Origin of the sequence: Pseudomonas sp. Pc102 (assembly GCF_018408275.1) — a bacterium.
GTDB lineage: Bacteria > Pseudomonadota > Gammaproteobacteria > Pseudomonadales > Pseudomonadaceae > Metapseudomonas > Metapseudomonas tohonis.
Window position 1 is genome coordinate 463310 of the sequence record NZ_AP021905.1, and the last position, 24075, is coordinate 487384.

22 protein-coding genes are annotated in these 24075 nt (G+C 67.3%); 14 read left to right on the plus strand and 8 right to left on the minus strand.

Going from position 1 to position 24075, the window contains the following annotated elements; translation table 11 throughout:
- On the minus strand, nucleotides 1-1005 hold the full coding sequence (locus tag PHLH3_RS02235) for a metalloregulator ArsR/SmtB family transcription factor (RefSeq protein WP_213627982.1): 1005 nt from the start codon (nucleotides 1003-1005) through the stop codon (nucleotides 1-3).
- Nucleotides 1006-1081: 76 nt separating this feature from the next.
- Nucleotides 1082-1963, minus strand: a complete 882-nt coding sequence (locus PHLH3_RS02240) for a LysR family transcriptional regulator (RefSeq protein ID WP_213627984.1) — start codon at nucleotides 1961-1963, stop codon at nucleotides 1082-1084.
- 106 nt (nucleotides 1964-2069) lie between these two features.
- Between PHLH3_RS02240 and PHLH3_RS02245 the strand changes: the two genes are divergently transcribed.
- The 7 genes from PHLH3_RS02245 to fba all read left to right on the plus strand — a co-directional run bounded on the left by PHLH3_RS02245 (nucleotide 2070) and on the right by fba (nucleotide 9481).
- Entirely contained in the window at nucleotides 2070-3203 is a 1134-nt protein-coding gene (locus PHLH3_RS02245; RefSeq protein ID WP_213627986.1) for a TDT family transporter, read from the plus strand.
- A gap of 113 nt (nucleotides 3204-3316) precedes the next feature.
- On the plus strand, nucleotides 3317-5314 hold the full coding sequence (tkt, locus tag PHLH3_RS02250; RefSeq protein ID WP_213627988.1) for a transketolase: 1998 nt from the start codon (nucleotides 3317-3319) through the stop codon (nucleotides 5312-5314).
- A gap of 93 nt (nucleotides 5315-5407) precedes the next feature.
- Nucleotides 5408-6475, plus strand: coding sequence for an erythrose-4-phosphate dehydrogenase (epd, locus tag PHLH3_RS02255; RefSeq protein ID WP_213627990.1), 1068 nt, complete (start codon nucleotides 5408-5410; stop codon nucleotides 6473-6475).
- A 4-nt stretch (nucleotides 6476-6479) separates the two neighbouring features.
- Nucleotides 6480-7643, plus strand: coding sequence for a phosphoglycerate kinase (locus PHLH3_RS02260; RefSeq protein WP_213627992.1), 1164 nt, complete (start codon nucleotides 6480-6482; stop codon nucleotides 7641-7643).
- A gap of 68 nt (nucleotides 7644-7711) precedes the next feature.
- Nucleotides 7712-7906: a hypothetical protein gene (locus PHLH3_RS02265; RefSeq protein WP_213627994.1), complete on the plus strand. Its 195-nt coding sequence runs from the start codon at nucleotides 7712-7714 to the stop codon at nucleotides 7904-7906.
- Between the two features lie 42 nt (nucleotides 7907-7948).
- Entirely contained in the window at nucleotides 7949-8266 is a 318-nt protein-coding gene (locus tag PHLH3_RS02270; RefSeq protein ID WP_173174991.1) for an MliC family protein, read from the plus strand.
- Nucleotides 8267-8416: 150 nt separating this feature from the next.
- Complete coding sequence (gene fba / locus PHLH3_RS02275) at nucleotides 8417-9481, plus strand: class II fructose-bisphosphate aldolase (protein WP_173174988.1); 1065 nt, start codon at nucleotides 8417-8419, stop codon at nucleotides 9479-9481.
- A gap of 79 nt (nucleotides 9482-9560) precedes the next feature.
- Here the strand turns inward: fba and PHLH3_RS02280 are convergent, their stop codons facing one another.
- Complete coding sequence (locus PHLH3_RS02280; RefSeq protein WP_213627996.1) at nucleotides 9561-10250, minus strand: polysaccharide lyase family 7 protein; 690 nt, start codon at nucleotides 10248-10250, stop codon at nucleotides 9561-9563.
- Between the two features lie 508 nt (nucleotides 10251-10758).
- Between PHLH3_RS02280 and PHLH3_RS02285 the strand changes: the two genes are divergently transcribed.
- Entirely contained in the window at nucleotides 10759-11259 is a 501-nt protein-coding gene (locus PHLH3_RS02285) for a M48 family metallopeptidase (RefSeq protein ID WP_213627998.1), read from the plus strand.
- 245 nt (nucleotides 11260-11504) lie between these two features.
- Entirely contained in the window at nucleotides 11505-12257 is a 753-nt protein-coding gene (locus PHLH3_RS02290; protein ID WP_213628000.1) for a transporter substrate-binding domain-containing protein, read from the plus strand.
- A 6-nt stretch (nucleotides 12258-12263) separates the two neighbouring features.
- Here PHLH3_RS02290 and PHLH3_RS02295 read toward each other — a convergent pair whose 3' ends face one another.
- Nucleotides 12264-12521 carry a DUF1652 domain-containing protein gene (locus PHLH3_RS02295; RefSeq protein WP_213628002.1) on the minus strand — a complete coding sequence of 86 codons (258 nt, stop codon included), beginning with the start codon at nucleotides 12519-12521 and terminating at the stop codon, nucleotides 12264-12266.
- 230 nt (nucleotides 12522-12751) lie between these two features.
- Between PHLH3_RS02295 and PHLH3_RS02300 the strand changes: the two genes are divergently transcribed.
- Both PHLH3_RS02300 and PHLH3_RS02305 read left to right on the plus strand, forming a co-directional pair.
- The gene (locus PHLH3_RS02300) at nucleotides 12752-13558 is read left to right on the plus strand and encodes an HDOD domain-containing protein (protein ID WP_244862971.1); all 807 of its coding nucleotides are present in this window, start codon (nucleotides 12752-12754) and stop codon (nucleotides 13556-13558) included.
- Nucleotides 13559-13749: 191 nt separating this feature from the next.
- On the plus strand, nucleotides 13750-15777 hold the full coding sequence (locus PHLH3_RS02305; RefSeq protein WP_213628004.1) for a methyl-accepting chemotaxis protein: 2028 nt from the start codon (nucleotides 13750-13752) through the stop codon (nucleotides 15775-15777).
- A 39-nt stretch (nucleotides 15778-15816) separates the two neighbouring features.
- Here the strand turns inward: PHLH3_RS02305 and PHLH3_RS02310 are convergent, their stop codons facing one another.
- Nucleotides 15817-16050 carry a DUF1127 domain-containing protein gene (locus PHLH3_RS02310; RefSeq protein WP_213628012.1) on the minus strand — a complete coding sequence of 78 codons (234 nt, stop codon included), beginning with the start codon at nucleotides 16048-16050 and terminating at the stop codon, nucleotides 15817-15819.
- 179 nt (nucleotides 16051-16229) lie between these two features.
- Between PHLH3_RS02310 and PHLH3_RS02315 the strand changes: the two genes are divergently transcribed.
- Together PHLH3_RS02315 and PHLH3_RS02320 are read left to right on the plus strand one after the other, a co-directional pair.
- The gene (locus tag PHLH3_RS02315) at nucleotides 16230-17699 is read left to right on the plus strand and encodes a PLP-dependent aminotransferase family protein (RefSeq protein WP_213628014.1); all 1470 of its coding nucleotides are present in this window, start codon (nucleotides 16230-16232) and stop codon (nucleotides 17697-17699) included.
- A gap of 112 nt (nucleotides 17700-17811) precedes the next feature.
- Nucleotides 17812-18261 carry a transposase gene (locus tag PHLH3_RS02320; protein WP_213628016.1) on the plus strand — a complete coding sequence of 150 codons (450 nt, stop codon included), beginning with the start codon at nucleotides 17812-17814 and terminating at the stop codon, nucleotides 18259-18261.
- A 167-nt stretch (nucleotides 18262-18428) separates the two neighbouring features.
- On the opposite strand, the gene yccS is transcribed toward PHLH3_RS02320, so the two are convergent.
- Both yccS and PHLH3_RS02330 read right to left on the minus strand, forming a co-directional pair.
- On the minus strand, nucleotides 18429-20606 hold the full coding sequence (gene yccS / locus PHLH3_RS02325; RefSeq protein ID WP_213628018.1) for a YccS family putative transporter: 2178 nt from the start codon (nucleotides 20604-20606) through the stop codon (nucleotides 18429-18431).
- Nucleotides 20607-20761: 155 nt separating this feature from the next.
- Nucleotides 20762-21940 carry an NAD(P)/FAD-dependent oxidoreductase gene (locus PHLH3_RS02330; RefSeq protein ID WP_213628020.1) on the minus strand — a complete coding sequence of 393 codons (1179 nt, stop codon included), beginning with the start codon at nucleotides 21938-21940 and terminating at the stop codon, nucleotides 20762-20764.
- A gap of 153 nt (nucleotides 21941-22093) precedes the next feature.
- Here PHLH3_RS02330 and PHLH3_RS02335 point away from each other — a divergent pair, with 153 nt between their 5' ends.
- A complete protein-coding gene (locus PHLH3_RS02335; protein WP_173174964.1) occupies nucleotides 22094-22828 on the plus strand; it encodes a transporter substrate-binding domain-containing protein in 735 nt (244 codons plus the stop codon).
- Here the strand turns inward: PHLH3_RS02335 and PHLH3_RS02340 are convergent.
- On the minus strand, nucleotides 22825-24063 hold the full coding sequence (locus PHLH3_RS02340) for a diguanylate cyclase (protein WP_111259636.1): 1239 nt from the start codon (nucleotides 24061-24063) through the stop codon (nucleotides 22825-22827). The two genes, PHLH3_RS02335 and PHLH3_RS02340, sit on opposite strands and share 4 nt — an antisense overlap.
- Nucleotides 24064-24075 lie beyond the last annotated feature (12 nt).

Sequence of the window (24075 nt, forward strand, 5' to 3'; positions counted from 1 at the left end):
TTAATACCGGTGGGTGAGGTCGCTTCGCGAATCCGGCTTGGCGAAGTGCCGTACCTGAATCTGAAAGCCGTTTCTTAAACCAATGTAGAGGCTCTCGCCGGGCGCAAGCCCTGCTGCGGCGGCCCACTGGGCCAGGTCGTCCTGTTCGAAGCCGAGCCAGAGATCGCCGCAGGCCTCCCTGGCCCAGCTCTGGTTGTGGCTGCACAACTCGGTGATCAGCAGGCTGCCACCCGGAAGGAGGTGGTGGGCCAGCTGCTTCAGGGCCTCGGCCGGGGCGGCGAAATGGTGCAGGACCATGTTCAGCACCACGCAGTCGGCGGCCTCGTGTTCGTCATCCAGGGCGTCGGCGAGCTTGAGCTCGACATTGCCCAGTCCTTCGGCAGCGCAGCGGTTGCGTGCCAGATCCAGCATCGCCGGGCTGTTGTCCAGCGCGGTGACGCGGGCGAAGCGCCGGGCCAGGTCGGGGAGGAAGCCCCCGTCGCCCGGGCCCACTTCCAGCGCGCAGGCGCTGGCCGGCAGGTTCAGCGCGTCCAGCAGGGCCAGCACGCTGTCGCGGTACTGCGGCAGGCCGGCGATCAGGTCCTGCTGGGCCTGGAACTTCTCCGCCGAGCGGGCGAAGAACTCGCGGCTCACCGCCTCGCGCTGGGCATGGACCTCGGCGATCCGCGCCTGCACCTCCAGCGGCAGATGCAGCGCATCGACCTCCTCCAGCAGCGCCCCGTGCAGGGTGCCGCCCAGGCGGTCGCCCTGGGCGATGGCGCGGCGATAGAAGATCGCGTTGCCTTCGCGGCGCGTGGCCACCAGCCCGGCCTGGGACAGCACCTTGAGGTGGTGGCTCATGCCGGACTGGCCGATGGCGAAGATCTGCGCCAGCTCCAGCACCCCGAACGAATCGTTGGCCAGGGCACGCAGCACGTTCAGGCGCAGCGGGTCGCCCCCGGCCTTGCACAGGGCGGCCAGCTCGTCGCAGTCGTCGTGGCGGATCTGGGGTACGCGCAGGTTCATAGGTGGCGCAGTCTAGTCCCCGCTACTGCGGCTCGCAACGGCAATATCAAAAAGTTTTGATATTGCCGATGGGTGGTTATTTTTTGTCCAGGATCATCGCGAGGAAGGCGGCCGGAGCGGGGCTCAGGGTGCGCGTGGGGTGCCAGAGCAGGTGCATCTCACGCTCGATACGCAGGTCGTGCACCTCGAGTGCCAGCAGGCGGCCGGCGGCGAGATCGTCCTCGATGACCCGCTGCGACAGCCAGGCAATGCCCTGGCCGTCGCGCACCAGGCGTTTCAGCGCCTCGGTGCTGGCGATGGCCATGCGCGGGCGTGCCTCCAGGCCCTGGCGGGCGTAGGCCTGCTCGATGCTGGCGCGGGTGCCGGAGCCTTCCTCGCGCAGGTACAGCGACTGGTCGGCCAGCTCGGCCGCGTGCAGGCGGCCCCGGGCCGCCAGGGGGTGGCCGGGACCGCAGACGGGCAGCAGGCGGTCGCGCTCCAGGAGGCTGAAGGCATGGCTCGCGCGATCGAAGTCGCCTTCGACGAAGCCCAGGGCGATGCGTTCGTCGGCCAGTGCCTGGGTGATCTCGCGGGTGTTGCTCACCTGCAGGTCGACGCGGATCTCCGGATGGCGGGCGTGGAAGCGGGCGATCAGGTCGGGCAGCAGGTAGCTGCCCAGGGTGGCGCTGGCGCCCAGGCGCAACTCACCGTCATCGAGCCCGGCGAAGCTGCGCAGGTCCGCTTCGGCCGCCTGTTCGAGGGCGAAGATGCGTTGTGCATAACGGTGCAGGCGCTGGCCGCCTTCGGTGAGGGTCACGCCGCGTGGCTGGCGATCGAAGAGGGTGATTCCCAGGCGCGCTTCCAGCTCGCGCACTTCGCGGGTGACCGCCGGCTGGCTGATGTGCAGGCGCTCGGCGCCGGCGCTGATGCTGCCGCTCTCGGCGACGGCGAGGAACACCTTGAGGTGATGGAGATTCATAAATGAAATGCATGCCTTGCATATCTAGGATGTATTTTTCGTATAGCACGCCCGGGGTTTACCGTGCAGTCATCTTCTGCAACGGGTCCACCCGACCGGAGCCATCATGCCTCGTCCCCTTTCCCGACTCGTCGAACCGCGCGCCCTGGTTCGCCACTTCATTCCCGGCTGGTTCGCCGTGACCATGGGCACCGGCGTACTGGCGCTGGTGCTGGGCGCCCTGCCCTGGCAGGTGCCGGCGCTGCACCGCCTCGGCGAGGTGCTGTGGCTGTTCAATGCCCTGCTGTTCGCGGCCTGCGCCGGGCTGTTCGTGGCCCGCCTGCTGCTGCACCCGGATACCGTCGCGCCGATGCTGGCGCACCCGGTGCAATCGATGTTCCTCGGCGCCATCCCCATGGGGCTGGCGACCCTGGTCAACGGCCTGGTGCTCTATGGCGGTCCGCGCTGGGGGGAGACCGCCCATGCCGTCGCCCACGCCCTCTGGTGGCTGGATGTGGCGCTGGCCCTGGGGGCGGCGCTGCTGGTGCCCTACCTGATGTTCACCCGCCAGGAGCACGCGCTGGAGAAGCTCACCGCCGTCTGGCTGCTGCCCATCGTCGCGCCCGAGGTGGCGGCCGCCAGTGCCGGCGTCATCGCCCCGCACCTGGAGGCCGGCGATGCCCGCCTGCTGCTGGTGATGGGCTACCTGCTGTGGGGCCTGTCGATGGCCCTGGCCTTTTCCCTGATCACCCTGGTGCTGCTGCGCCTGGCACTGCACAAGCTGCCCGATACCGATTTCGCCGCCACCAGCTGGTTGCCCCTGGGGCCGCTGGCCACCGGGTGCCTGGGGCTGCTGGCGCTGGGCCGCGCCGCGCCCGCTGCGTTCGCCGGCTCGCCCTTGCAGGGCGTGGCCGAGCTGCTGCCGGCCATCGGCCTGGTGGGCGGCCTGGTGCTCTGGGGGGCGGGCCTCTGGTGGCTGGTCACGGCCTGCCTGTTCACTCGTCGCTACATCCGCCAGCGCATGGCCTTCAACCTCGGCTGGTGGGGCTTCACCTTCCCGCTCGGGGTGTTCGCCCTGGCGACCTTCGAGTTGCAGCGCCAGACCGGCCTGGCGTTCTTCGGTGCCATCGGTGCCCTGCTGGCGCTGCAACTGGCCACCGTCTGGGTCCTGGTGATGCGTCGCACCCTGGCCGGTATCTGGCATGGCGAGCTGTTCCGCGCGCCCTGCCTGTGCGCCCTGGCGGGCCCGGCGCGGGGTTGAAAACGGGCGGCGGCGCATCTTCGACCATCTGTCATTGCCCGAAGCCTGCCCGCTGGGCGAAAATAGCCGCCTTTTTTCGTTCAGCGTCTTTTCAGACCCGCAGGAGATCAGCGATGCCCAGCCGTCGTGAGCGTGCCAATGCCATTCGTGCCCTCAGCATGGATGCGGTGCAGAAAGCCAACAGCGGCCACCCCGGCGCCCCGATGGGCATGGCCGATATCGCCGAAGTGCTGTGGCGGGATTACCTGCAGCACAACCCGAACAACCCGCAGTGGGCCGACCGCGACCGTTTCGTGCTGTCCAACGGCCACGGCTCGATGCTGATCTACTCGCTGCTGCACCTCACCGGCTATGACGTCACGGTCGATGACCTGAAGAACTTCCGCCAGTTGCACAGCCGCACCCCGGGCCACCCGGAATACGGCTACACCGCCGGCGTCGAGACCACCACCGGCCCGCTGGGCCAGGGCATCGCCAACGCCGTGGGCTTCGCTCTCGCCGAAAAGGTGCTGGGTGCGCAGTTCAACCGTGAAGGCCACGAGATCGTCGACCACTACACCTACGCCTTCCTGGGCGACGGCTGCATGATGGAAGGCATCTCCCACGAGGTCTGCTCCCTGGCCGGCACCCTGGGCCTGGGCAAGCTGATCGCCTTTTACGACGACAACGGCATCTCCATCGACGGCGAGGTCCATGGCTGGTTCACCGACGACACCCCGAAGCGCTTCGAAGCCTACGGCTGGCAGGTGATCCGCAATGTCGACGGCCATGACGCCGACGAGATCCGCACCGCCATCGAGACTGCCCGCAAGAGCGCGCAGCCGACCCTGATCTGCTGCAAGACCATCATCGGCTTCGGTTCGCCCAACAAGCAGGGCAAGGAAGAGTGCCACGGCGCTGCCCTGGGCAACGACGAGATCGCCCTGACCCGCGCCAACCTGGGCTGGAACCACGCGCCCTTCGAAATCCCGGCCGACATCTACGCCGAGTGGAGCGCCAAGGAAGCCGGCGCCGCCCGTGAAGCCGCGTGGAACGAGCGCTTTGCCGCCTACGCCGCAGCCCACCCCGAGCTGGCCGCCGAATTCCAGCGCCGCATCAAGGGCGAGCTGCCTGCCGACTTCGCCGAGCAGGCCGCCGCCTACATCGCCGAAGTCGCCGCCAAGGGCGAGACCATCGCCAGCCGCAAGGCCAGCCAGAACGCCCTGAACGCCTTCGGCCCGCTGCTGCCCGAGTTCCTCGGCGGCTCCGCCGACCTGGCCGGCTCCAACCTGACCCTGTGGAAAGGCTGCAAGGGCGTCTCCGCCGAGGATGCCGCCGGCAACTATCTGTTCTACGGCGTCCGCGAGTTCGGCATGAGCGCCATCATGAACGGCGTCGCCCTGCACGGCGGCTTCATCCCCTACGGCGCGACCTTCCTGATCTTCATGGAATACGCCCGCAACGCCGTGCGCATGTCCGCCCTGATGAAGCAGCGCGTGCTCTACGTCTTCACCCACGACTCCATCGGCCTGGGCGAGGACGGCCCGACCCACCAGCCCATCGAGCAACTGGCCAGCCTGCGTTCGACCCCGAACCTGGACACCTGGCGCCCCGCCGACGCGGTGGAATCCGCCGTGGCCTGGAAGGCTGCCATCGAGCGCAACGACGGCCCGAGCGCGCTGATCTTCTCCCGCCAGAACCTGCCCCACCAGGCGCGCGATGCGGCCCAGCTGGCCAACATCGCCCGTGGCGGCTACGTGCTCAAGGACTGCGACGGCGAGCCCGAGCTGATCCTCATCGCCACCGGCTCCGAAGTCGGCCTGGCGGTACAGGCCTTCGAGCAACTGAGCGCCGCCGGCCGCAAGGTGCGCGTCGTCTCCATGCCGTCCACCAGCCTGTTCGACCAGCAGGATGCCGCCTACAAGCAATCCGTGCTGCCGCTGGAAGTCGGTGCGCGCATCGCCATCGAAGCCGCCCACGCCGACTACTGGTACAAGTACGTGGGCCTGGAAGGCCGCGTGATCGGCATGACCAGCTTCGGCGAATCCGCCCCGGCCCCGGCCCTGTTCGAACACTTCGGCTTCACCGTCGAGAACATCGTCGCCACCGCTGAAGAATTGCTGGAGGACTGAGCCGGAAGCCGAGAGCCGGAAGCTGGAAGCTGGAGCGCCCCGTGCACCCTTCTTCCGGCTTCAGGCTTCCGGCTTCAAGCTCTTCGCGATCAGATGCCCAGCACTCGTTTCCGCGTTGCCCTGAACGGCTACGGCCGTATCGGTCGTTGCGTCCTGCGTGCGCTGCATGAGCGTGGCGGGCGTGATGGCTTCGAGATCGTCGCCCTCAATGACCTGGCCGACCAGGCCAGCATCGAGTACCTGACGCGCTTCGACTCCACCCATGGCCGCTTCCCGGGGGACGTGAAGGTCGACGGCGATTGCCTGCACATCAACGGCGACTGCGTGAAGGTGCTACGCAACCCGGCGCCCGAGGGCATCGACTGGGCGGCGCTGGGCGTCGACCTGGTGCTCGAGTGCTCCGGCCAGTACACCAACCGCGCCCAGGCCGAGCGCTTCCTGCGCGCCGGCGCGCCACGCGTGCTGTTCTCCCAGCCGATGGCCAGCGAGGCGGACATCGACGCCACCATCGTCTACGGCGTCAACCAGGACAGCCTGGTGGGCACCGAGACACTGGTCTCCAACGCCTCCTGCACCACCAACTGCGGCGTGCCCTTGCTGAAACTTCTCGACGAGTCCGTGGGTCTGGAATACGTCTCCATCACCACCATTCACTCCGCGATGAACGACCAGCCGGTAATCGACGCCTATCACCATGAGGACCTGCGCCGCACGCGCTCGGCCTTCCAGTCGGTGATCCCGGTCTTCACCGGCCTGGCCCGGGGCATCGAGCGGCTGCTTCCGGAACTGACCGGGCGCATCCAGGCCAAGGCCATCCGCGTGCCGACGGTGAACGTGTCCTGCCTGGACATCACCCTGCAGACCGCCCGCGACACCAGTGCCGCCGAGATCAACCGCGTGCTGCGCGAGGCCGCCGAAAGCGGCCCGCTCAAGGGCCTGCTGGCCTACACCGAGCTGCCCCACGCCAGCTGCGATTTCAATCACGATCCCCATTCCGCCATCGTCGACGGCAGCCAGACCCGCGTGTCCGGGCCGCGTCTGGTCAACCTGCTGGCCTGGTTCGACAACGAGTGGGGCTTCGCCAACCGCATGCTCGACACCGCAGGCCACTACCTGCGGGTTTCCGCTGTTTCCACAACATCCAGCCCCGTGAAGGACTGACCCCATGACCGTGTTGAAAATGACCGACCTCGACCTCCAGGGTAAGCGCGTACTGATCCGCGAAGACCTCAACGTCCCGGTGAAGGACGGTGTCGTGAAGAGCGATGCGCGCATCCTCGCCTCCCTGCCGACCATCAAGCTGGCACTGGAGAAGGGCGCGGCGGTGATGGTCTGCTCGCACCTGGGTCGTCCCACCGAAGGCGAGTTCTCCGACGAGAACAGCCTCAAGCCGGTCGCCGACTACCTGGCCAAGGCCCTGGGCCGCGACGTGCCGCTGGTGGCCGACTACCTGGACGGCGTCGACGTCGCCCCCGGCCAGGTGGTGCTGTTCGAGAACGTGCGCTTCAACAAGGGCGAGAAGAAGAACGCCGACGAGCTGGCGCAGAAGTACGCCGCGCTGTGCGACGTGTTCGTGATGGACGCCTTCGGCACCGCCCACCGCGCCGAGGGCTCGACCCACGGCGTGGCCAAGTTCGCCAAGGTCGCCGCCGCCGGCCCGCTGCTGGCCGCCGAACTGGACGCGCTGGGCAAGGCCCTGGGCAATCCGGCCCGCCCGATGGCCGCCATCGTCGCCGGCTCCAAGGTCTCCACCAAGCTCGACGTGCTCAACTCCCTGAGCCAGATCTGCGACCAACTGATCGTCGGTGGCGGCATCGCCAACACCTTCCTCGCCGCGGCCGGCTACAAGGTCGGCAAGTCGCTGCACGAGGCCGACCTGCTGGATACCGCCCGCGCCATCGCCGCCAAGGTCAGCGTGCCGCTGCCGGTGGACGTGGTGGTCGCCAAGGAGTTCGCCGAGACCGCCGAGGCCGCCGTCAAGCTCATCGCCGACGTGGCGGATGACGACATGATCCTCGACATCGGCCCGCAGACCGCCGCCCAGTTCGCCGAGCTGCTGAAGTCGTCGAAGACCATTCTCTGGAACGGCCCGGTCGGCGTCTTCGAGTTCGACCAGTTCGGCAACGGCACCCAGGTGCTGGCCCAGGCCATCGCCGAGAGCCCGGCCTTCTCCATCGCTGGCGGTGGCGACACCCTGGCGGCCATCGACAAGTACGGCGTCGGCGAGCGCATCTCCTATATTTCCACTGGCGGCGGCGCTTTCCTCGAGTTCGTCGAGGGCAAGGTCCTGCCGGCCGTGGACGTGCTGGAACAGCGCGCCAAGGCCTGAAATAGCGGCTAAACCATGGCGGCGGCCCGTGGTCCCTTGAACAGGACCCGAGAAAAGGAGTTGCCGCCATGCGTACCAACCTGATCCTGCTGTCGTTGTTCGCAATGCTCACCGGTTGTGCGGGTGGTTCTTCCCCCGCCACCTGCGAGGTGATGAGCCCGCCCCAGGTCGTCCTGCCGCAATCCCAGGACGACCAGCGCGTCGAGGCCCAGAGCAGCGGTGATCCGACCGTCAACGGCAGCCAGGAACGGCACTGTCCATGACCCTCGATGGGTGAACGGCCTTCTGGCCAAGGGAGTGAAAGGATGAAAGGCATGTTCGCCCTTGCGGCGCTGTTGGCGCTGGGCGGTTGTGCGGGCGCCCAGGCGCCGGCCGACGACTGGACCCGCTGGGTCTGCGACAGCCAGGCCGAGGTGCTGTGGCGCTTCGTCGACGCCGACCGGGAGCAGGTGGACCTGCGCCTGGGCGGCGGCGATATCGTCTACCGCCTCAAGCAAGAACCTTCGGGGTCCGGCGCGCTCTATAGCGACAGCCGCCTGGCCTTCCACACCAAGGGTGACGAGGGGCTGGTGTACTGGGTCGCCACCGATGACCTGATCGGTCGCGGCTGCAAGGCGCCCTGAACCGGCGCCGATGATTGCACCGGGCCGGCGTCATAGCCGGCCGGTTTTTACGGGAGGACGCTCGCCGTCCTTCATGGAACTTGAACCTGGCCTGCCCCTGCGGCAGGCTTCGCATTTCGAATGCCCACCCACTCGGGAGACTGAAACACCATGGCACTCATCAGCATGCGCCAGATGCTGGACCACGCCGCCGAATTCGGCTACGGCGTACCGGCCTTCAACGTCAACAACCTGGAACAGATGCGCGCCATCATGGAAGCGGCCGACAAGACCGATTCCCCGGTGATCGTCCAGGCTTCCGCCGGTGCCCGCAAATACGCCGGCGCGCCCTTCCTGCGCCACCTGATCCTGGCGGCCATCGAAGAATTCCCGCACATCCCGGTGTGCATGCACCAGGACCACGGCACCAGCCCGGACGTCTGCCAGCGCTCCATCCAGCTGGGCTTCTCCTCGGTGATGATGGACGGCTCCCTGCGTGAAGACGGCAAGACCCCGGCCGACTACGAGTACAACGTCCGCGTGACCCAGCAGACCGTGGCCTTCGCCCATGCCTGCGGCGTGTCGGTGGAAGGCGAGCTGGGCTGCCTGGGTAGCCTGGAAACCGGCATGGCCGGTGAAGAGGACGGCGTCGGTGCCGAGGGCGTGCTGGACCACAGCCAGCTGCTGACCGACCCGGAAGAGGCCGCGGACTTCGTCAAGAAGACCCAGGTCGACGCCCTGGCCATCGCCATCGGCACCAGCCACGGCGCCTATAAGTTCACCAAGCCGCCGACTGGCGACGTGCTCTCCATCGAGCGCATCAAGGAGATCCACAAGCGCATCCCCAACACCCACCTGGTGATGCACGGCTCCTCCTCGGTGCCGCAGGAGTGGCTGAAGGTGATCAACGAATTCGGCGGCGACATCAAGGAGACCTACGGCGTGCCGGTCGAGGAGATCGTCGAAGGCATCAAGCACGGCGTGCGCAAGGTCAACATCGACACCGACCTGCGCCTGGCCTCCACCGGTGCCATCCGCCGCATGATGGCCGAGCAGCCGAGCGAGTTCGACCCGCGCAAGTTCTTCGCCAAGACCATCGTCGCCATGCGTGATATCTGCATCGCCCGCTACGAAGCCTTCGGCACCGCCGGCAACGCCTCGAAGATCAAGCCGATCTCCCTCGAAGGCATGTACCAGCGCTACGCCAAGGGCGAGCTGACCGCCAAGGTCAACTGAGTTCTGGCGCTGTAAACGGAAAGCCCCGCATTCGCGGGGCTTTCTGCTTTCCGGGGCCTGGAACCCGCATGCGGCGTCCTTACTGGGCGGTGCTGGTCGCCAGGGCCCGGTGCTCGAGCTTCAGGTTGTAGAAGGTGGCGCTGCCGGCTTCGGTGGCCTCGCCGACGTTGTCCTGGGCATAGACCCCGGCCTTGAAGTACAGCGGCTTGGGCGCCCAGGTGGGGTCCAGTTGCTGGGTGAACATCGTGCTGTTGACCAGGATGCTCAGCTGCCCGGTGGGCGACATGTTGATGACGTAGGTGAAGCGCTGGTTGAGCTTCACGCCGCTGAGCAGGGTGACCACCGCACCGTCCGCGTCGCTCGGGGTGTTGCGCACCTTGGCGACGATGTTGCCGGTGCCGGTCTTGGTCTTGAACTGGTACTCCAGCTTGAGCAGCGGGCTGGTGCTGCCGTAGGCATGGATCTGACCGATCACGATCTTGCCCGTGGACGGGACCTGGCCGACCGCCAGGTTGGCGCTCATGTAGTTGTCGGCGGCGCCGTAGGTCCAGTTGCGCAGCTTGCCATCGGCGTAGGTTTCGCGCAGCTCGCTGCGCGGGTAGACGGCGTTGGCGGTGGCGCTGCCGTTCACCGGGGTCCAGAAGAACAGGGTGCCGTTGGCCGCCTTGAAGTAGTTGTCCTGATAGCCACCCATCAGGGCGGGGGTTTCGATGGTCACCGAGGGGCTGCCGACGGGGATGGTGAGGTTCCAGGTTCCAAGATCGATCATTTTGACTGAGTTCTCTAAGAGAACTTTCAGTCGGGTGCTATCTCATCCACGAGACGTAATCACTTACTTCGGCATCCGGCCAACTGCACACGAACTAAAAGTGAAAGCTAGGTAATGGCAGGGGGCTGCCGTGTCGTCCGAAGGCATTTACGCCGTCTCGCGGAACGCTTTATAGGGTTGCGCAAGCCCCTTGTTAATCACCGATCGTCGCCGTCGGACCTGTCAAAAAGCCGTCTGGAACGGGCTTTGCCATCAAGGTGCAATCGCCAAAACTAACCAGGTGGTTCATGTCCGGAATGCCGCCCTCAGGTGGAATGCGGCTTGCGCCGAATCATTGGCGTCATTTTTCCGTAAGCGCAGCGGCAGACCCGTTTCGCTGGGGGCGGGCAGGTGCTGGGAGGGCATCCGATGAACGGTCGCCGGGCGTCTGCCGCTGCGCTGACAGGCTGCGTCGCAAACTGTCACCGGCGGTAGAATGCGGACTTTCTCCCGGCCACATCGATCCCCCATGAACCCGCTCCGCTACATCCAGTCCTACCCCGCCCACCTGCAGGAGCAGATCCGCCTGCTGGTCGAGCAGCGCCGCCTGGGCGAATACCTCGCCAAGCGCTACCCGGATCGTCATGAGGTGCAAAGCGACAAGGCCCTCTATGGCTACACCAACGCCCTGCGCCAGGAGCACCTGCGCAATGCACCGGCCATCGACAAAGTGGTCTACGACAACAAGCTGGACGTCGTGCAGAAGGCGCTCGGGCTGCACACGGCGATCTCCCGGGTGCAGGGCGGCAAGCTGAAGGCGAAGAAGGAGATCCGCGTGGCCTCGCTGTTCAAGGAGGCGGCGCCGGAATTCCTGCGGATGATCGTGGTGCACGAGCTGGCGCACCTGCGCGAGCGCGACCACAACAAGGCGTTCTACCAGCTCTGCGAACACATGCTGCCGGGTTATCACCAGTTGGAGTTCGACCTGCGCCTGTACCTGATCCAGCGTGAGCTGGAGGCGGGGAACTGAAGGGGAATGGCGGGGGAGGGAAGGAGAGTGTCATGCCCAACCCCAGCTGTGGAGGGCTGCAGGATGAGCGCAGTCCTGAGGCGGGCATGACGGGACCGACTATACCCAGGCGCCCCGGGTGGTCGATGTAGGCCCCATCCCAAAGGCTCCGCCGAATGCTCCGGCGAGGCTCCCCGTACCTGCTCGCGTACGCCGGAAAAAGCCTGCTAGGCTCTCCCCATCCCTGTCGTCGAGTATTCGCGGGCATGAGCCGCTACCTACGGATGTTGTGTCCAGTGCTGCTGTGCCTGGCGTTCGCGCCATCCGCGCCGGCCCGCGAATGGCTGGCCGTGGGGGCCGAGTTCCCGCGCCTGTTCGGGCAGACGGTGGAAGGTCGTTTCATCGGCCTCGGCCCTGACGTGCTGCGCGAGGTGGTGCAGCGCATGGGCGACTCGGTGCGCTTCGAACTCTACCCCTGGGCACGGGCGCAGAAGATGGTGGCGCAGGGGCGCGCGGACATCCTCATAGGCCCCTATCGCACGCCGGAGCGCGAGGGACTGTTCCTCTTCAGCCAGCGCCCCTTCTACCGCGACCGCATCGTGTTCTTCGCCCGTTCCGGCCTTGCCGTAACCTGGCAGGGCGACTATGCCGCCCTGGCCGGCAGGCGCGTCGGGGTCATCCGGGGCTGGACCTACGGGCCGCGCTTCGACCGGGGCCGTCAGGCGATGGACCTGCACAGCATCGAGAGTGTCGACAACGCCCTGCGCATGCTGGTGATGGGGCGCATCGACCTGCTGGCGAGCAACGAGCGCAATACCCGGCCGCGCATCGACGCCCTCGAACACGGCACGGTCAGCCAGTTGCAACCGATCATCGACACCCAGGACGGCTACTTCGCCTTCCCCAGGACCGATGAACATGCCGCCTTGCGCGAGGATTTCGACCGCGCCTTCGCCAGCCTGATCGCCGAGGGTCGGCTGAACACGCTTGCCGTGCGCCAGGGGGTCACCATTCCCTGAGAGGTTTCACGGATCGTTGCGTGGCTGGGCCCGGAACTGCGCGTCGATGTCCCGCTTCAGGCGCTGGACCAGGTGCAACGCTTCGGCTTTGCCGCAGGTTGCTGAGAAGGGTATGCCGGCGGTTTCCAGGATGGTCTGGCGGGTGCGTTGATCGAAGATGAGCACATGCAGGCTGCGATCGCTGTCCATGTGCCCGGAGAACCCAAGTGGCAGCAACTGGGTACGCATGTAGTCCAGGGTTCTGGACAGTCGTTCGGTGTTCACGGGAATGGCCTCGGCGCTATGGATCGGGAAGGTGGACGGTATCCACCAACCGAGTGGAACCTGCCGGTAGGCGTTCGGTTCCCCGCGCCTGCGTGTCGCTCGTCGGCGGAGTGGTACGGCACTGTCTGCCGGCAGCGCCGATGGCTACACTGGCACAAGGCCATGTGGGGACTGTCGTGAGTACTGAAGAGTCGGGTTATTCGATCTATAGGCGTCTGGTTTCGCAATTGATGAACGGTGAAGAGCAGCTCCCCAGCCTGCCCATGATCACCATGGAGATCCGCCGGGCCCTGGCCAATCCGGATGCCAGCACCTCCTCCCTGGCGCGGGTCATCAACAAGGACCCGGCGCTCAGCGCAACGCTGGTCAAGCACGCGGCCAGCACGCGCCTGCGCACCGCCTTGCCGCCCAAGACCCTGGAGGACGTGATCCGCACCCTGGGCATGCTGGAGGTGGACCGCATCACCATGGTCCACAGCATCAAGAGCCTGTTCACCCTGCACAGCGCCTCGCACAAGAAGCTCTTCGTCGACACCTGGAGCCGCCTGGCCCGGCGCGGCAGCATCAGCGCCGTGCTCGCGCGCCTGCTCGGGCACGCCTCTTCCGAGCACGTGCTGCTGGCCAGCGTGCTCAGCGACATCGGTGCCCTGGCGATCCTTTCCGCGTTCAAGGACGCCCAGCAGATCCCCTCGCCCGAGCTCTACTCGCGCCTGTGCCGGGAGTACGGCAAGTCCCTCGGCGTCATCGTCCTGAAGAAGTGGGCGGTGGACGACAGCTATATTGCAGTGGTGCGCGGCCTGGGCGCCTGGGACGAATCCAGCGGCCCCGGCGTCGAGCTCGTCGACCTGATCAACCTCGGCCTGTTCCACGCGCTCCGCGAGGCCGGGCCCACCGCCCTGCTGCCGCCGCTGCGGGAGTTGGCTGCCTATCGCAAGTTGCAGCCGCCCCTCAACGCCCTGGACCCCAGCGGCAATGGCCTGGCCCTGGTAGCCAGCCAGCGTGCCGAGATCCAGCGGGTGGAGTCGCTGCTCCAGTAGTTGCACCGTTCGGGTGCGTTGCCTTCCCGTCGCAGGGCCGCTGCGGGGTTCCGCTGGCCGGAGAGCCTCGTGATGCGCCGTGCGCAGCCTTCCCGGCGGCATCGGCGTTCTTGGGTACCACCCCGGGTTCGGCTTTTGCATGATGCAGGCTTTCGGCCTACCCGCCGATCCGGGTCCAATGAGGTGTCGTCATGACAGCATTACTCACGCCGGGCGTGCGCCTGCTCGAAGGGTTCAGCTTCGCGCGCAAGTTCCAGCTGCTCTTCCTCCTGTTCATCCTGCCGCTGGGCTATGCCCTGTGGGTGATCACCGCGTCCTACCTGGACCGCCTCGGCCTGGTCGATGGCGAACTCAGCGGCATGCGGGTGATCGCCACCCTGGCCGACGCCCAGCACGAAGTGGGCGCCCAGCGCCTGCTGCTGGCCCGCTGGAAGGGCACCGAGGACGCCGCCAAGGCGCAACTCGAACAACGCGGCGGCCGCCTGCAGGAAGCCCTGGCCAAGGTCGAGGCGCAGTTGCAGGCGGAGGGGCTCGGCGAGCAGAGCCGCAAGCTGTTCGAGGAGGCCCGTTCACGCAGCGCGCGCATCAGCTTCCAGGCCCTGGCGCCGCTGGCCCTGCCCGACGCCCTGGAGCGCTTCCAGGACGTGTTGCAGAGCCTGCAATCCCTGCGCGAGCAGGTGGCCACCGAGACCGGCCTCATCCTCGACCCGGGGATGGACACCTACCTGATGATGGAGCAACTCACCTACGTGCAGCCGCGCGCCCAGGAGCTGCTCGGCAGCTTCGCCGCCAACGCCCATGGCGCCGTGGTGTCGCAGCACTTCACCCTGCAGAGCCGTGTCGCCGTGCGTGACCTGCGCCGCTCGCTGGACGACACCGCGCGGCAGCTGCGCAAGGCCCAGGACGCCATCGCCCAGGCGTCCGACGTCAATGCCGCGCTGGGCGGCCCGTTCCGCCAGGCCGACCAGGCCATGAGCGATTTCCTCGCCCGGGTCGACAAGGGCATGTTCGAGGCCAACCCCTTCACCCTCGGTACCGCCGAATTCGTCCAGCAGGTCGAGCGCCTCGATGGGCAACTGGTGGCGCTGCAGCAGGCGCTGACCGAGCGCTTCCAGGCGCGCCTCGGCGATTTCCGGACCCAGGCGCTGCGCAGCATGGTCCAGGTGATCGGCGCCTTCAGCCTGCTCACCCTGCTGGCCCTGTACATGCTGCTGTGCCTGAACGCCGCCATCCGCCGTGGTACTGCTGCCATCACCGAGGCCGCCGAAGGCCTGCGTGCCGGCGACCTGCGGGTGGCGGCCACCGTGCATGGCCGCGACGACCTGGCGCAGATCGCCGAGGCGCTCAACGCCGCCCTGGTGCAATTGCGCGGCTCGCTGGCCGGGGTCAACCAGGAGAGCAACCAGCTCGGCGGCACCGTGCTGCAGCTCAATGCCCAGGCCCAGGAGACCCTCACCTCGGTGGAGCAGCAACAGGGCCAGGTCAGCCAGATCGCCGCGGCCGCGCACGAGTTGGCGGCCACCGCCCAGAGCGTGGCGGAGAGCTGCGAGGGGGCGGCCCAAGATGCCCAGCAGACCCGGGAGATCGCCATGCAGAGCAACCAGCGCAGCGCCCGCACCGGAGCCAGCATGCGCGAACTGAGCACGCGCCTGGGCGACACCGTCTCCGCGTTGCAGCAGCTGCGTGACCAGGCGCAGCAGATCAACCGCGTGGTGGACGTGATCAAGGGCATCGCCGAGCAGACCAACCTGCTGGCGCTCAATGCCGCCATCGAGGCGGCGCGCGCCGGGGAGCAGGGCCGTGGCTTCGCCGTGGTGGCCGACGAGGTGCGCAGCCTGTCGCAGCGCACCCAGGACTCCACCAAGGAGATCGGCGACACCGTCGCCAGCCTGCAGGGCGTGGTCGGCCAGGCCGTCGCCCTGATGGAGGCCGCCTTCAAACAGGCCGAGGGCGACGTGGGCAGCGTGCTGAGCATGGGCGAGGACCTGTCCGGTATCGCCGATGCGGTGCAGCGGGTCAGCGACCGCCTGGCGCAGATCGCCACCGCCGCCGAGGAACAGGCCGCAACGGCGGACGAGGTCAGCGGCAATATCCAGCAGGTCGACCAGGCCGCCAGCCTGCTGTTGCAGGGGGCCCAGTCGGTCCAGGCCGCCGCCGAGCAGCTGCATCGCGGCAGCCAGGCACTGAACCAGAACACCTCGCGCTTCCGCCTGGCCTGATCGCCGGGCAACCGGCCGCCTGCTGGCGGCCGGCCTCGCTCAGAGCTTCCAGAACGGTTTCAGCGCCTCGTCGCGGGCCTGTTCGCGGGTCAGGCCGATGTCGCGCAGTGCCTGCTCGTCCAGGTCCAGCAACGCCTTGCGCGTCTGCAGGCGGCGCCAGAAGCGATGCCAGCGGCCATCTCCCGCGGAGCGGGTGCTCGCGCGGACGCGCAGGTGGTCCAGCTCCAGCTCTTTCGCGTGGAGGCTCAGCCGCGTATCGCTCAGGCCGTTCATGTCGATCTCCTCGTGCCGGGGTGTATGGAGGCCATGATGCGCGGCGGGCAAAAAGCATTACAGATTCAAGGCGTGGATATTTTTTTCATACAGATTGCGCGATGGATCTTCTGAATCCACAATTTGCCCGTCATCTGTACCGGTCCGTGCAAAGCGGGCTCCGCGCAAGGGGAACTGTCATGAAGCTCTACACCCAGCTCGCCGAAACCCTCGCCGCCCGCATCGAGCAGGGCTACTACCGGCCCGGCGACCGCCTGCCCTCGGTCCGCGCCCTGAGCCAGGAGCACGGCGTCAGCCTCAGCACCGTCCAGCAGGCCTACCGCCTGCTGGAGGATGGCGGCCTGGCCGTGCCCCGGCCCAAGTCCGGCTACTTCGTGCCGCCCCGTCGCGCGGCCCCGGCGCTGCCGGCCATGACCCGCGCGGCGCAGCGCCCGGTGGACGTGTCGCAATGGAGCGATGTGCTGGAGCTGGTCAAGCGCGGTGCCCGCGACGGCCTGGTGCAACTGGGCCGGGGCATGCCCGATGTCACCAGTCCGACCCTGCGACCGCTGCTGCGCAGCCTGGCGCAGGTCGCCCGGCGTCCGGACCTGGGCGGCCTGTACTACGACGCCATCCAGGGCTCGCTGCCCTTGCGCGAACAGATTTCCCGGCTGTTGGTGGATGCGGGCTGCCAGATACCCGCCAGCGACCTGATCATCACCACCGGCTGCCACGAGGCGCTGTCCGCCTCCATTCGCGCCATCTGCCAGCCGGGGGACATAGTCGCGGTGGACTCGCCGAGCTTCCATGGCGCCATGCAGGCGCTGAAGGGCTTCGGCATGAAGGCCCTGGAGCTGCCCACCGACCCGATCAACGGCATCAGCCTGGAGGCGCTGGAGATGGCCCTGGAGCAGTGGCCGATCAAGCTCATCCAGCTCACCCCCAACTGCAACAACCCGCTGGGCTACATCATGCCGGAGGCTCGCAAGCGCGCCCTGCTGACCCTGGCCCAGCGCTACGACGTGGCGATCATCGAAGACGACGTCTACGGCGACCTGGCCTACCGCTACCCGCGCCCGCGCACCATCAAGTCCTTCGACGAGGACGGCCGCGTGCTGCTGTGCAGCTCCTTCTCCAAGACCGTGGCGCCCGGTATCCGCATCGGCTGGATCGCCCCCGGCCGCTACTTCGACCGGCTGCTGCACATGAAGTACATCTCCACCGGCGCCACCGCCACCCAGCCGCAGATCGCCCTGGCCGAATTCCTCGCCAGCGGCGCCTACGAGCCCCACGTGCGGCGCATGCGCAGCCAGTACCAGAACGGCCGCGACCAGATGATCGACTGGGTGATGAAGTACTTCCCCGAAGGCACCCGCGCCAGCCGGCCCCAGGGCGGCTTCATGCTCTGGGTCGAGCTGGACGAGGGCTTCGACACCCTGCGCCTGAATCGCGCCCTGCTCGACAAGGGCGTACAGATCGCCTCCGGCAGCCTGTTCTCTGCCTCCGGCAAATACCGAAGCTGCCTGCGCATGAACTACTCGCGCAAACCCGACGCCGAACAGGAAGCCGCCGTGCGCAAGGTGGGCGAGACGGTGAAGGCGTTGATGGCGGAGATGGAGGGGAATCGCGAGCAGGACCCTGTGGGAGCGAATTCATTCGCGATGACCTGAGCCCGGTGGCGTCCAGCTACGCCGCTCCCGGATTTTTCCTGTGGTTGAGCGCGCGGTTGCATCTCGCCCCTCTGGTTAGAGTCGCTTCTTTCCATGGAGGGAGGGGCGGCCCATGGGCAGCCGCGATCTGCGCAAGGGACGTGTTTCTGAAGCTGGCAGGGTCTATCTCATCACCGCGACAACGGCCCAGAGGCGTCCGCTCTTCGCCGATTTCACGCACGCTCGGTTATTGATAAGTGAACTGAGGCGTCTGGAGCGGAGCAACCTGGCGCACTCTATGGCCTGGGTGGTGATGCCCGATCATTTCCACTGGCTGATGCGGCTCAACGGGCCAATGCCCTTGTCATCGGTGGTCAAGGCGCTGAAAGGGCGGACCGCCAGGCGACTGGGACCGTTGCTGGAGAATGGCGGCGAGGTCTGGCAGCCAGGCTTTCACGACCGTGCGCTGAGGCGCGAGGATGAATTGCTGCCGATTGCGCGCTATGTGGTTGCCAATCCGCTTAGGGCGGGGCTGGTGCGGCGTATTGGTGATTACCCGCATTGGGACGCGGTGTGGCTGTGAGGGGGTGGCAGTCCTGCGGACTGCTTCGCGAATGAATTCGCTCCCACGGTGCATCGTGCTCTTCTGTGGGAGCGAATTCATTCGCGATTGTCCGAGCGCAGGTTTCCTTGAACGGTAGGGGCGAATGTATTCGCCCCTACAGGTGTGCAGGTCCCGAACGGATTACCTCACCCCACCTTCTTCCCACTCGCCAGGTGCGCCGCCAGGGTACGCAGGGCGCCGAGCTGGCGGCAGATCAGGCCGAGCTCGGTCTGCACCAGGCGGGCGCGTTCGTCCATGTCCTCGGGGAGCTGTTCCAGCTCCTTGGCCAGGGCTTCCTCGCTGTCGCTGTGGATGGTCACCGGCTTGCGCGCGGCGAGGTCGGTGGCGATCTCTTCCAGGGTCGTGGCGATGCGTTCGGCGGCATCGCCCAGCAGGCTGCCTTCCAGCGCCATGGGTTCGCTTGCGCGATGCGCGCCGAGGGCGGAGAGGTAGCTGAGCAGGGTGTGGGAGAGCACCAGGAAGCGGAAGCCGATGTCCGCCTCCTTACGGAAGTGGCCGGGCTCCATGAGCATGTTGGCCAGCGTCGTGGACAGCGCCGCATCGGCGTTGTGGGCGTTGCGCCGGGCCAGGCGGTAGGCCAGGTCGTCGCGCTTGCCGGCGTTGTACTGCTGCACCAGCTGGCGCAGGTAGCGGGCGTTGCAGGTCAGGGTGTTGGCCACCACGCGGTGCAGGCCGCGGCCCTGCCAGTCGGGGAGGATGAAGATGACCGCCAGCGCGGCGATCAGGCTGCCCAGCAGGGTGTCCACCAGGCGCGGCACGAAGAGGCCGTAGCTGTCGCCGATCTGGTTGAAGCAGAACAGCACCATCAGGGTGATCGACGCCGTCGCCAGGGTGTAGCGGGTGGCCCGGTTGGCGAAGAAGATCACCCCGGCGACCACGGCGAACAGCGATTGCACCATGGCGCTGGGGAACAGGTCGAACAGCGCCCAGCCCAGGGCCAGGCCGATGACGGTGCCGATGATCCGCTGCACCAGCTTGCGCCTCGTGGCGCCGAAGTTCGGCTGGCAGACGAAGACCGTGGTGAGCAGGATCCAGTAGCCCTGGCTGGGGTGGATCAGGTGCAGCACGCCGTAGCCGACGCACAGGGCGATGGCCATGCGCAGGGCGTGGCGGAACACCAGGGAGGTCGGGGTGACGTTCTGCTTCAGGCGTTCCCAGACGTCCTTCAGGCCCTTGGGCGAGCGATCCAGCAGGCTGCTGTCCTGGGCTTCGGCGAGGGCGTCGGGGTTGCTGGCGTCGGTCAGCAGGCGATCGAGGGTGGAGAGGTTGCCGGCCAGCGCGTTGAGCGAACGCAGCAGGCCGCGCCAAGCCGGGTTGCTCTGGATGCGCAGGTGCTCCAGGGAACGGTGCAAATCGTCCAGGGCCTGGGTGCCGTCGTTGTAGTCGAATGGCTGGCGCATCTGGATGGCCTGGCCGAGCGCCTGGCAGGCGCCCCCCTGTTGGCGCAGCAGGCGCTGGCAGCGGAACAGCACGTCGCTGTGGAAGAACGCCTCGGCCAGCTGGTTGTACGGATAGTGGGAGGAGCTGGCGCGTTCGTGGATGTCCTGGGCGAGGAAGTACAGCTTCAGGTAGCGGCTCACCTTGGGACCGGGACGGGCGTTGCCGACGCGGTGCAGGATGATTTCCTTGGCCGCGTTCAGCGCCGCCACCACCTTGCCGTTCTGCTGTGCCAGCTCCAGTCGCTTGGCCTCCACGTCCAGCTCGCGCAGCGGCTCGAAGAGGTTGGCCTTGAGCTTGAGGTAGCGCCCCAGCTCACGGTACAGCCGGGCGAGGCTCTGCTGCACCGGCTGGTGGGTGAACAGCGCCTGCCAGATCACCGAGAGCAGGCCGTACCAGGCCGCGCCGCCCACCAGCAGCGCCGGCTCGCGCCAGAGGTCATGGCCGATGCCGTCGCGCTGGTCGACGCCGATCATGCTGTAGATCGACAGGATCAGGGTCGCCGAGGCGATGGTGGCGTAGCGCTCGCCGAGGGCGCCGAGCATGGTCAGGCCGAAGGCCGCCAGCGCCAGGGCGCAGACGAACAGCCAGGGATAGGGGAACAGCAGCTCCACCGAGAAGGAGGCGATGCTGAAGCAGCCCAGGGTGACCAGCAGCGCATTGAGGCGGCCCTGCCAGCTGTCGTCGGTCTCGGCCAGGGCGCTGGCGATGATGCCGAGGAACAGCGGGATCAGCAGTTCCATGCGGTCCTGCTGCCAGCAGAGCGCCATGCTGCCGGTGAGGGCGACAAACACCCGCAGGCTGTAGCTGAACTTGTCCTGGGCCCAGAGGCGGCGCAGGGAGTGACGGAGCGAGGTCGATGGCATAACGGCCTTGTGGGCGTGCGGTCCGGGGGCTCGGCCCGCGCGGGTGTGCGTGGGCCGATGGCGAAAGGTTACCGCTTGGATGCCGCCCGGGCGAGGCGGGTTACACCCGCTGGCGTGAATGCGCAGGCGCTGGCGCCGTCAGGCATGCCGGCGCCTCAGGCGAACTGCGCGGCGGCGTGCGCCGAGGCCCAGGCCCACTGGAAATTGAAGCCGCCGAGGTGGCCGGTGATGTCCAGCACTTCGCCGATGAAGTACAGCCCGGGGGACTTCTGCGACTCCATGGTCTTGGACGAGACCTCGTGGGTGCTGACGCCGCCCAGGGTGACTTCGGCGGTGCGATAGCCCTCGGTGCCGGACGGGGTCACCTGCCAGTCGCCGAGGGCTTCGGCGATGGCCTGCAGCTCGGCCAGGCTGTACTGCTTCATCGGCCGCGAGACGAACCAGCGCTCGGCCAGCAGGCCGGCGAACTTGCGGGTGAACAGCTCGCCCAGCAGGGTCTTCAGCTCGGCATTGGGGCGTTCGCCCTGCTGCTGTACCAGCCAGGCGGGCACGTCGAGATGGGGCAGCAGGTTGATCGACACCGTGTCGCCCGGGTTCCAGTAGGAGGAGATCTGCAGGATGGCAGGGCCGCTGAGGCCGCGATGGGTGAACAGGATGTTCTCGCGGAAGCTGGCGCCGTTGCAGCTCACCAGGGCGTCCACCGAGGTGCCGGAGAGCTCGGTGCACATCTCCTTGAGCTGGTCGGTGATGGTGAAGGGCACCAGGCCGGCGCGGGTCGGCAGCACTTCGTGGCCGAACTGGCGGGCGACCTGGTAGCCGAAGCCGGTGGCGCCCAGGGTGGGGATCGACAGGCCGCCGGTGGCGATCACAAGGGACTGGCAGCGCACCGGGCCGATGCCGGTCTGCAGCGCGTAGCCGGCGTCGTCGCGGGCGATGCCGGTGACGGCGGTGTCCAGGCGCAGGTCGACGCCGTGTTCGTCGCACTCGGCCAGGAGCATGGCGAGGATGTCGTTGGCCTTGTGGTCGCAGAACAGCTGGCCGAGCTTCTTCTCGTGGTAGGCGATGCCGTGCTTGTTGACCAGCTCGAGGAAGTCCCACTGGGTGTAGCGGGCCAGGGCCGACTTGCAGAAGTGCGCGTTGGCGGAGAGGAAGTTGGCCGGCTCGGTGTAGAGGTTGGTGAAATTACAGCGCCCGCCGCCGGACATGAGGATCTTCTTGCCGGCCTTGTTCGCATGGTCGAGCAGCAGCACCTTGCGTCCGCGCGCGGCGGTCTTGGAGGCGCACAACAGACCGGCGGCGCCGGCCCCGATAATCACCACGTCAGTCACGAACAAGAAACCACCCTCAGAAGTCGAATCGGCCAAGGCGCGCGCCGGTGGCGAAGTCTACCCTATGGAGGTGCCGCGACCAGCGCTCTCCGCTGGCTGGCAAGGGAAATGCGTGCAGTCCGGCGATGCCGACCGTCCCCGCCCCAGTGGAAGCCATGGATGAAAAAGACCTGCAGTGTCCTGTTGTTGCTCGTTCTGCTGTGCTCGGGCCCGCTGCGTGCCGAGCACCTGCGACTGGTGGCCAACACCTGGCCGCCGTTCACCGATGCGAGCCTGCCCGAGGGCGGCCTGGCGGTGGACCTGGTGGTCACGGCACTGAAGCGCGCCGGGCACAGCACCGAGTACGTCGAGGTTCCCTGGGCGCGGGCACTGCGCGGGCTGGAGGTGGGCGACTACGACGTGGTGATCAACGCCTGGTATGACCAGGCCCGCGCCGTCTATGGGCTCTATTCCAGGCCCTACCTGGTCAACCGCGTGCGCTTCCTGCGCCACCGCGGCGCCAAGGTCGACTTCCAGACCCTGGCCGACCTGCGCCCCTACAGCATCGCCGTGGTGCGCGGCTATGCCTATTCAGCGGAGTTCGACCAGGACCCGACCCTCGACCGGGTGCCGGTGATGGGCTTCGAGATGGGCGCGCGCATGCTCGCCGCCGGGCGCGTGCAGCTGACCCTCGAGGACGAGCTGGTGGCGCGCTATCACCTCAACCGCGAGCTGAAGGAGCTGAAGGGCCAGCTGGAGTTCCTGCCGCGCCCGCTCAGCGAGAACGACCTGGCGATCCTGGTGCGGCGCAGCCACCCGATGCATCGCCAGGTGGTGGAGGACTTCGACCGGGCGATGCAGTCGATGCGCGACGACGGGACCTACCAGCGCATCTTCGCCCGCCACGGTTTCTAGCGGTTGGCGATGGTCCGCCCGCGACCCTCGTGCTTGGCCTGGTAGAGGCGCTGGTCGGCCTCGTGCAGCAGGCTTTCCAGGTCTTCCGGTACGCCTTGATAGACGCCTGCGCTGAATGAGAGCGGTGGCGCGTCGGCGGCGTACTTCAATCGGGCGCAGTTGCGCCGCAGCTGGTCGAGCGCGGCCTTGACGGTGGGCGCGTCGCCCTTGCTGACCAGGGCGAACTCCTCGCCGCCGAGCCGGCCTAGCAGGGCGTCCGGGAAGGCGTGTGCCAGGACCCGCGAGAACATCACCAAAGCGGTGTCGCCGCTGGCGTGGCCGAACTTGTCGTTGATCTGCTTGAAGAAATCGAGGTCGAGCATCGCCACGCTCAGTTCCTGGCCGGCGCGCTGGGCCTGCTGGAACAGCTGCAGGCCCTGCTCGTAGAAGGCGCGGCGGTTGTAGAGGTTGGTCAGCGAGTCGAACAGCGCCGCCTGCTTCAGCGCGCGCATCAGGTCGCGGCGCTCCAGGGTCGACATCACCCGGCAGTTCAGTTCCTCGGTGCAGAAGGGCTTGCGCAGGAAGTCGTCGGCGCCGTGCTTGATGAACATGGCGCTGAGCGAGCCTTTCTGGTCCGCCGAAAGGCCGAGGATGATCAGCTCGGTGCGGTGCAGCTTCTGTCGCAGCATCTTCACCAGGTCGAAGCCGCTGATGCCGGGCATGCCGTGGTCCACCAGCAGCAGGTCGATGTCCGGCTGCTCCTGGAGGATGTGCAGGGCTTCGTCGCCGTCGCGGGCCTCGATGATCTGGTAGAGGTGCGGGGTCAGCACGCGGCGCACGAAGTTGCGCGTGGCCTCCGAGTCCTCGGCCACCAGGATCTTCACCCCGCAGTTGCGCACCAGGCGGTGCAGCAGGCGGAAGACGTATTCGTAGGAGTGCTGGCTTTCCTTGAGCACGTAGTCGACCACGCCCTTGAGCAGGAGCTCGTCGCGGCGCTGCTCCTTGTAGGAGCCGGAGAGCACCACGCAGGGCAGTTCGTAGCGCAGCACCAGGTCGACGATCTCGCCGTCGGGTGCGTCCGGCAGGTTGAGGTCGACGATGGCGGCGAAGAACAGGGCGGCGGAGGTTTCCAGCAGCACCTCGGCTTCGGCGCAGGAGGCGCAGAACACGGGCTGCAGGTCCGGCTCCTGACGGAACAGGTGCTCGAGGATCTTCAGGACCAGCGGGCTGTCTTCGACGACCAGAATATTGCGCACGACCTACTCCAT

Bases quoted from the DNA above. Each gene is read 5' to 3' on its own strand.
- PHLH3_RS02235 (WP_213627982.1), bottom strand. From the start codon at position 1,005: ATGAACCTGCGCGTACCCCAGATCCGCCACGACGACTGCGACGAGCTG.
- PHLH3_RS02240 (WP_213627984.1), bottom strand. From the start codon at position 1,963: ATGAATCTCCATCACCTCAAGGTGTTCCTCGCCGTCGCCGAGAGCGGC.
- PHLH3_RS02245 (WP_213627986.1), top strand. From the start codon at position 2,070: ATGCCTCGTCCCCTTTCCCGACTCGTCGAACCGCGCGCCCTGGTTCGC.
- tkt (WP_213627988.1), top strand. From the start codon at position 3,317: ATGCCCAGCCGTCGTGAGCGTGCCAATGCCATTCGTGCCCTCAGCATG.
- epd (WP_213627990.1), top strand. From the start codon at position 5,408: ATGCCCAGCACTCGTTTCCGCGTTGCCCTGAACGGCTACGGCCGTATC.
- PHLH3_RS02260 (WP_213627992.1), top strand. From the start codon at position 6,480: ATGACCGTGTTGAAAATGACCGACCTCGACCTCCAGGGTAAGCGCGTA.
- PHLH3_RS02265 (WP_213627994.1), top strand. From the start codon at position 7,712: ATGCGTACCAACCTGATCCTGCTGTCGTTGTTCGCAATGCTCACCGGT.
- PHLH3_RS02270 (WP_173174991.1), top strand. From the start codon at position 7,949: ATGAAAGGCATGTTCGCCCTTGCGGCGCTGTTGGCGCTGGGCGGTTGT.
- fba (WP_173174988.1), top strand. From the start codon at position 8,417: ATGGCACTCATCAGCATGCGCCAGATGCTGGACCACGCCGCCGAATTC.
- PHLH3_RS02280 (WP_213627996.1), bottom strand. From the start codon at position 10,250: ATGATCGATCTTGGAACCTGGAACCTCACCATCCCCGTCGGCAGCCCC.
- PHLH3_RS02285 (WP_213627998.1), top strand. From the start codon at position 10,759: ATGAACCCGCTCCGCTACATCCAGTCCTACCCCGCCCACCTGCAGGAG.
- PHLH3_RS02290 (WP_213628000.1), top strand. From the start codon at position 11,505: ATGAGCCGCTACCTACGGATGTTGTGTCCAGTGCTGCTGTGCCTGGCG.
- PHLH3_RS02300 (WP_244862971.1), top strand. From the start codon at position 12,752: ATGAACGGTGAAGAGCAGCTCCCCAGCCTGCCCATGATCACCATGGAG.
- PHLH3_RS02305 (WP_213628004.1), top strand. From the start codon at position 13,750: ATGACAGCATTACTCACGCCGGGCGTGCGCCTGCTCGAAGGGTTCAGC.
- PHLH3_RS02310 (WP_213628012.1), bottom strand. From the start codon at position 16,050: ATGAACGGCCTGAGCGATACGCGGCTGAGCCTCCACGCGAAAGAGCTG.
- PHLH3_RS02315 (WP_213628014.1), top strand. From the start codon at position 16,230: ATGAAGCTCTACACCCAGCTCGCCGAAACCCTCGCCGCCCGCATCGAG.
- PHLH3_RS02320 (WP_213628016.1), top strand. From the start codon at position 17,812: ATGGGCAGCCGCGATCTGCGCAAGGGACGTGTTTCTGAAGCTGGCAGG.
- yccS (WP_213628018.1), bottom strand. From the start codon at position 20,606: ATGCCATCGACCTCGCTCCGTCACTCCCTGCGCCGCCTCTGGGCCCAG.
- PHLH3_RS02335 (WP_173174964.1), top strand. From the start codon at position 22,094: ATGAAAAAGACCTGCAGTGTCCTGTTGTTGCTCGTTCTGCTGTGCTCG.